Below are 7,111 nucleotides of genomic sequence, written 5' to 3' on the forward strand. Positions count from 1 at the left end.
AAAGCGCCAGATCAATCACCGCAATTCAAAGATCACTAGCGCTCGCGCATCGCCTCAGTCCGCGCTTTCAACACCGGTTTAAGCAAGTAATCCAAGACGCTTTTCTCGCCAGTAATAATGTCCACCGTCGCCACCATCCCCGGAATGATCAGCAGCGGTTTCACATCGCCGCCCAGGTGATTCTTGTCGGTGCGCACCTGAATCAGATAGAAGCTGTTGCCCTTGTCATCGGTGATCGTATCGGCGCCGATCAGCTCGAGCTTGGCGCTCAGCCCGCCGTAAATCGTGTAGTCGTAGGCACTGAACTTGACCATGGCTTTCTGGCCCGGATGCAGGAACGCGACGTCTTGCGGGCGGACCTTGGCTTCGATCAGCAGGTTGTCCTCCAGCGGCACGATTTCGACCATGTCGCTGCCCGGCTGGACCACGCCGCCGATGGTGTTGACCTTCATCTGCTTGATCACGCCACGCACCGGCGAAGTCACCGTGGTACGGCTGACGCGATCGTCGATGGCGATGCTCGACGCGGTGATTTTCGACAGGTCGGTGCGTTTCTCATTCAGCTCTTTGGCGGCCTCGGAACGGAAGGTCTGCTCGGATTCGTCGATCTTGCTGCGGATCTCGGCGATGGCCGATTCGGCGCGGGGAATCGCCAGCGTGGTGGCGTTCAGCGAACCACGGATCTCCACCGCACTGCGTCTGAGGCGGAGGATTTCCACCGGTGACACGGCACCGGTTTTCACCAGCGGTTCGGACATGTTCATCTCTTGCTGCAACAACGCGAGGCTGGAACTGAACTGGCCCTGCTTGGAGCGAAACTCCGCCAGTTCCTGGGTTTTTTGCCGCAGTTGTTCACTGAGGGTGCGCTGTTCGCTGGCCAAGCGGCGTTGGCGTTGCTCGTACAGCGAGCGCTCGTCCTCGGCGACTTGCGGCGCTTTGGCGATGACTTCAGCGGAGAGTTTGAAGGGGCGCCCCTCGGCCTCCGCCGATAGCCGTTCTACCTGGGCTGTCAGCGCATATCGGTCGGCCTCGCTTTCGCCCTTGTTCGAGCGAAAGCGCGTGTCATCCAGACGCAGCAGGGTGTCGCCCTTGCCGACCATCTGACCTTCGCGAACGAAAATCTCGGTGACGATGCCGCCCTCGAGGTTCTGGATCACCTGAACCTTGCTCGACGGAATCGCCTTGCCTTCGCCCATGGTCACTTCTTCGAGCACGGCGAATTTGGCCCAGACCAGGGCGGCGATCAGCAGCGCTGCCGCCAGCCACACGGTGATCCGCGATTTGCGCGGCGAATCCTGCAACGCCGCGCCGGCGGTTTCCGGCATGAACTCGGCTTCGGCGCTTTTGCCGAAGCTGTCGAAGTAGCCGCGTGATTTGCTATCGGAGGAAGCAGGCATGGCGTAACTCCTAGACCGCCGCCGAGCCGACACGGCCCTTGCGCAGTGCATCGATGACCGCTTCTTTCGGGCCGTCAGCGACGACCCGGCCGTTGTCCAGCACCAGCAACCGGTCCACCAGGCTCAGCATCGAGGTGCGGTGAGTGACCAGCAGCAGGGTCTTGCCTTGCACCCAGCCATGCAGTTTCTGCCGCAGCGCGTCCTCGCTGCTGTTGTCCATGGCGCTGGTGGGTTCGTCGAGCAGCATGATCGGCGGATCGAGCAGCAGCGCGCGCGCCAGCAACACCGCCTGGCGCTGGCCGCCGGATAGCAGTTGCCCGCGTTCGCCCACCGGTCGGTCGAAGCCTTGCGGGTGTTGTCGGGCCAGTTCGGTGACGCCAGTCAGTTCGGCGACTTCCAGCATGCGTGAATCGCTGATGTAGCGCGCACCCAGGGTCAGGTTGTCGCGCAGGCTGCCGGCCAGCAGCGGCAAGTCGTGGGCGACATAACCGATCTGCTGGCGCAGGTCAGCCACGTCCAGTTGGCGCAGGTCGAGGCCGTCGAGCAGCAGTTGACCTTCCTCCGCTTCATAGAAACCCATGACCAGCCGCGCCAAGGTGCTTTTGCCCGAACCGCTGCGGCCGATGATGCCGACCCGCTCGCCGGCTTTCAGGCTGAAGCTGACCTCGCTCAGCGCTGGCGCATTCTGGCCGTTGTAGTGGAACGTCACGCCGTTGACGTCGAGTGCGCCTTGCAATTGCGTGCGTTCCAGCGGCCGCTGTTTGCCGTCGCGCTCCTGCGGCAGCGCCATCAGCGCGTCGGTGCTTTTCATGGTCAGTTGCGCTTGCTGGTAGCGGGTGATCAGCCCGGCGATCTGCCCGAGCGGGGCGAGCACACGACTGCCGAGCATGTAAGTGGCGACCAGCGCGCCGACACTGAGGTTGCCGGCGATGATGCTGTAGACCCCGGCGACAATCGTCGCCATCCCGGAAAACTGCTGGATGAACAGCGTGCCGTTGGTGGCTAGCGCCGACAGGTTGCGCGCATGGCTGTCGAGGCGGGTGAGGGCGCCGTGGGTGCTTTCCCATTTGTGCTGACGCTCGCTTTCGGCGCCGCAGGCCTTGAGGGTTTCCAGGCCACCGAGGGTTTCGATCAGCACGGCCTGACGCTCGGCGCCGAGGCTCAGGCTTTTCTGCACGGTGTCACGCAGGCGCACCTGAATCGCCATGGCGAAAATGATCGTGATCGGAAACGCCAGCAGCGGAATCACCACCAGCCAGCCGCCGAGCAGGCCGATCACCACCAGCATCAACACCACGAAGGGCAAGTCGATCAGGCTGGTCAGGGTCACGGCAGTGAGAAATTCACGCAGGCCCTGGAAATCGTGAATGCTCTGGGCAAAGCCGCCGATGGTCGCCGGCCGCGCTTTCATCGACATCCCGGTGATGCGCTCGAACAGCGTCGCCGAGAGGATCACATCGGTTTTCTTGCCGGCGGTGTCGAGCAGGTGCGCACGCACTACGCGCAGCACCAGTTCAAAACCGGTGCCGATCAACAGGCCGATCGACAGCACCCACAGCGTCGAGGTCGCCTGATTGGGCACCACGCGGTCGTAGGTCTGCATGACGAACAGCGGCACCATCAGGCCGAGCAGGTTGATCAGGAAACTGGCGAGGATCGCATCGCTGTACAGCCATTTCGACAGTTTGAGAGTGTCGCGAAACCACGCGTTTACCCGTGGCACCAGCGGCGCGCGCAGGTCTTCGAGTTCGTGGCGCGGACGGGCGAACAAGGCCTGGCCGCTGTAGTGTTCGCTGAGCTCTTCGCGACTGACCCATTGCTCGCCGCCGTCGGCTTCGCTGGGCAGCAGCAGGGCTTTGCCATCTTCGCCAAACCGTCGCAGTACGGCGGTGCGGCCGTCGTTGAGCAGCAGCAGGATCGGCAGGTTCAGCGGCGAAATGTCTTTCAGGTCACGGCGCAACAACCGCGCCTGTAATCCGGCCCGCGCGGCTGCACGGGGCAGCAGATCGAGGCTCAGGCGTTGTTTGTTCAGAGGCAGCCCGGCGCTCAGGCTGGCACGACTGACCGTGGCGCCATGCAGTTTGCAGAGGATCAGCAGGCCGTCGAGTAACGGGTCGTCGAAGCTCAGGCGCGGATCGACCCCGGTGGCGCCGGGTTCCATGCTGGTCATAGTGATTGCCTCTGTTGAACGGGCTCGGTTATCGGATCGTTCCCACGCTCTGCGTGGGAATGCAGCCCGTGACGCTCCGCGTCACTGGACGCGGAGCGTCCCTTGAGGCATTCCTTTGCTGCGCGTGGGAACGATCAGGGCAAAGTCAGTTCCTGCACCGTTTATTTCAGTTCCGGCAGGCGCGCCTGGTTTTTCACTTCGGTCGTGGCAATCGCATCAGCCGGCAGCACCACGCGCTGTTTGCTCAGCAACTGGCCCATGTTCGCCAGCACGCGGTACATCGAGTATTCCTCGGTGTAGCGGATTTCGGTGTAGCGGCGGTTGGCGTTGTACAGCTCGTTTTCGCTGTCGAGCAGGTCGAGCAGGGTGCGTTGGCCGAGGCCGAACTGATCCTGATAAGCAGCGCGCACGCGTTTGGTGGTTTCGGCGTATTCGCGGGCGGTCGGTGTCTGCTTCTTGGCGTTTTCCATGGCGCTCCAGGCCAGGCGAATGTTCTCGTTGAGCTGACGCAGGGCGTTATTGCGGATGTCCATGGCCTGGTTGATGTCGTGGGCATTTGCCGCCAGGCGTGCCTTGTCGCTGCCGCCACGGAACAGGTTGTAGTTCATCACCACACCGACACGCCATTCGTTGTCGTGACCTTCGTCGCCCTGCACGTTGTTGTTCGCACCCACTGCCGCTTCCGCGTCGAAGCGCGGGTAGAACGGCGACTTGGCCACTTCGTACTGGCTCTCGGCGGACTGCACGTCCGCCTGGGCCGATTTCAGGTACGGGTTGTTGTCGACCATGCTCTGCTGCGCTTCACGCAGGTCCGGCGGCAGCTCACCACGAGTCGAGGCCGGGGTTTCCAGCTCATCGGGCATGCGTCCGACCACGCTGTAGAAATTCGATTCGGCGTCGGCCAGATCGACTTCGGCGGTGTCGAGGTTGTTCTGCGCCAGTGCACGACGAGCAACCGATTGATCGGAGTCGGCGGTACTGCCGATGCCGCGCTCGGTGCGCAGGCCGATCTGATCGTTGACGCGCAAGTGCGCCTGCAAATTGTTCTTGGCCAGCGTCACCAGTTCACGCCGCTTGAGCACTTCGAGGTAGACCTCAATGGTGCGCAGGGCCAGATCCTGTGCGGTGCCTTGCGCGTAGTAGGCGCGCGAATTGGACACGCCCTTGGTGCGCTCGACCTCGTTGGCGGTGTTGAAGCCGTCGAAGATCATCTGCCGCAGACGCAGCTCGGACTGGGTGTAATTGAGGATTTCGGTGTTGTGATTACCGAAGGCGCGGGTGTTGGTGTTGTCGCTGTAGCCGCGCCCGTAGGCAGCGTTCAGATCGACCGACGGATAAAACCCGCCTTTTGCCACTTTCACCTGTTCATCCGCAGACAAGCGGGCGTCCACGCGCGAAGCCAGTTCCGGGTGGGTAGCGATGGTGCTCTGAATCGCCTCGGTGAGGTTCATCGCCTGGGCTTGGGAAGTGCAAGCCATGGCCAGCAAAACCGCGCTGCAGAGGGGGGTTAAAACGCGCATGGGTGCATCTCCCTGGATCTCAATGTTGTGTTACTGTCGCCAAATATTTGACGTAAATTTAGGGTGTAAGCGTTTCACTCTTGTAACAACAGAGCTAAGAACATCCTAGAGCGTAGCTAAGAAAAAATTTTCATAAGACTTATTCCAAAAAAAACTTATGCGGTTTTTCAAAAGCAGCACATTGTTCAGCTCGAAAGCCTTTGTTTTATGCGCTTTAGGGAGCTCGAAAAGGCTTGAGGAAAGTTCCATTCACTTTGCAAGACACTGCGAAGTACCGCTGAAGGGGAGGGACGCGTAACGGCGATTGAGCGACAGATTTTTGTCGCTCGGGTGATTCACCACCGTTACGTAGCGCTAGTGGGTCGATGGATTGAACAGGGTTGGCAAGTGCTTGATGGCGCTGACAATTCGTTTCAAACCGGGCCTGCGAAACGAACTGTCGAGGGTGCGAGCGTCGCCCCCGGCAACCCGATTGAGCCATGGGCTGCTTCGCGAACCTGTGCCGACGGTGGTCGGCAGCGGAGGATTTCACATGGCAGCGCTCATCGGTACGGTCACAAAAGTCATTGGTCAGGTGTTCGCTCAGGCGAGCGACGGCATCAAGCGTCCGCTGTTCGAAGGCGATCGTTTGTACGCCGGCGATCAACTGATCACCGGCGCGGAAGGCGCGGTGGCAGTGAAACTGCAAAACGGCGAGGAGTTGACCCTCGGCCGGGGCAGCAGCATCACCATGACCGGGCAATTGCTGGCCGACCAGGCTGTCCCGGTGAACGTCGACGAAGCGCAGACCCCGAGCCAGGCGCAACTGACCGATGTCGAGCAGATCCAGCAAGCCATCGCCGCCGGTGAAGACCCAAGCAAAACCGCCGAAGCCACCGCGGCTGGCCCCAACGTGCCCACCGGCAATACCGGTGAACTTGGCGGCGGGCACAGTTTCGTTCTGCTCACCGAAGTCGGCGGCCGAGTCGATCCGATCATTGGTTTCCCCACCGCTGGCTTCAACGGTATTCCCGAATTTCCCGAGTATCGTCGCGATGCGGACATCGACAATGGCGACGACACGCCAGCGCCAGTCGTGGTGCCACCGCCACCGGTGAACAATCCGGTTATCCTCAACGGCCTCAATGGAGCGGATGGCGAACTCAACCTCAATGAAGCCAATCTGCCTGACGGTACAGCGGCCAATCCAGGCGCGCTGACGCAAAGTGGCAGCTTCACGGTCTCGGCAGCGGATGGTTTGAACAGCCTGAGCATCGGCGGCATCAACGTGATTGTTGGCGGCGTGCCGATCGGCTTTCCCCAGTCGATCACCACGCAACTGGGCAACACCCTGACCATCACCGGTTATAACGCGGCGACCGGCACGGTCAGCTACAGCTACACCCTCAACGGCAACGAAACCCACGCGGCCGGCGACGGCGTGAACAACCTCAGCGAACAGTTCACAGTGATCGCCACCGACAGCAACGGCGACAGCGCCACTGGCACGCTGGATGTGAATATCACCGACGACGTGCCCAAAGCGTTTGACGACGCCAACGGCATTGCCTCGGAAACCTTGCTGACCCTGACCGGCAACGTCCTCACCAACGACATACAAGGCGCCGACCGCGTACCCACCGGACCGGTCACGCCGGGTACTTTCACCGGTACTTACGGCACGTTGGTGCTGAACGCCGACGGCACATACACCTACACCCTGAATACCAGCGACGCCGACTTCAAAGCCTTGACCGGCGGCGGTAACGGCACCGAAACCTTCGCCTACACGATCACTGATGCCGACGGCGATAGCAGCAGCGCCAATCTGGTTCTGCAGATCCACAACAACGACGATCCAGTCACCATCGATGGCCTGAACGTCGCCGGTGGCGAGCTGACGATCTACGAAAAAAACCTCAGCGACGGCAGCGCCCCGGATGCTGGCGCGCTGACGCGAAACGGCACGTTCACCATCACCGCACTGGACGGCGTCACAACGCTGACCGTCGGTGGAATTGCCGTGGTGAACAATGGCGTCGCCG

At 61.5% G+C, this 7,111-nt stretch carries 4 protein-coding genes; 1 reads left to right on the top strand and 3 read right to left on the bottom strand.

Annotation, left to right across the window (positions count from 1 at the left end; genetic code table 11):
- Window positions 1-35: 35 nt before the first annotated feature.
- The 3 genes from PspCFBP13508_RS26820 to PspCFBP13508_RS26830 all read right to left on the bottom strand — a co-directional run bounded on the left by PspCFBP13508_RS26820 (window position 36) and on the right by PspCFBP13508_RS26830 (window position 5,087).
- Complete coding sequence (locus PspCFBP13508_RS26820; RefSeq protein ID WP_137216241.1) at window positions 36-1,397, bottom strand: HlyD family type I secretion periplasmic adaptor subunit; 1,362 nt, start codon at window positions 1,395-1,397, stop codon at window positions 36-38.
- A gap of 10 nt (window positions 1,398-1,407) precedes the next feature.
- Window positions 1,408-3,567, bottom strand: a complete 2,160-nt coding sequence (locus tag PspCFBP13508_RS26825; RefSeq protein ID WP_130912064.1) for a type I secretion system permease/ATPase — start codon at window positions 3,565-3,567, stop codon at window positions 1,408-1,410.
- Between the two features lie 161 nt (window positions 3,568-3,728).
- Window positions 3,729-5,087: a TolC family outer membrane protein gene (locus PspCFBP13508_RS26830; RefSeq protein WP_137216242.1), complete on the bottom strand. Its 1,359-nt coding sequence runs from the start codon at window positions 5,085-5,087 to the stop codon at window positions 3,729-3,731.
- A 532-nt stretch (window positions 5,088-5,619) separates the two neighbouring features.
- On the opposite strand from PspCFBP13508_RS26830, the gene PspCFBP13508_RS26835 reads away from it, so the two are divergent.
- Window positions 5,620-7,111 (top strand): retention module-containing protein (locus PspCFBP13508_RS26835; protein WP_137216243.1); only part of this gene is annotated, 1,492 nt, incomplete at its 3' end.

The sequence above is a fragment of the Pseudomonas sp. CFBP13508 genome (assembly GCF_005233515.1).
In the GTDB taxonomy this organism is placed as follows: Bacteria; Pseudomonadota; Gammaproteobacteria; order Pseudomonadales; family Pseudomonadaceae; genus Aquipseudomonas; species Aquipseudomonas mercuritolerans.

Bases quoted from the DNA above. Each gene is read 5' to 3' on its own strand.
- PspCFBP13508_RS26830 (WP_137216242.1), bottom strand. From the start codon at position 5,087: ATGCGCGTTTTAACCCCCCTCTGCAGCGCGGTTTTGCTGGCCATGGCT.
- PspCFBP13508_RS26825 (WP_130912064.1), bottom strand. From the start codon at position 3,567: ATGACCAGCATGGAACCCGGCGCCACCGGGGTCGATCCGCGCCTGAGC.
- PspCFBP13508_RS26820 (WP_137216241.1), bottom strand. From the start codon at position 1,397: ATGCCTGCTTCCTCCGATAGCAAATCACGCGGCTACTTCGACAGCTTC.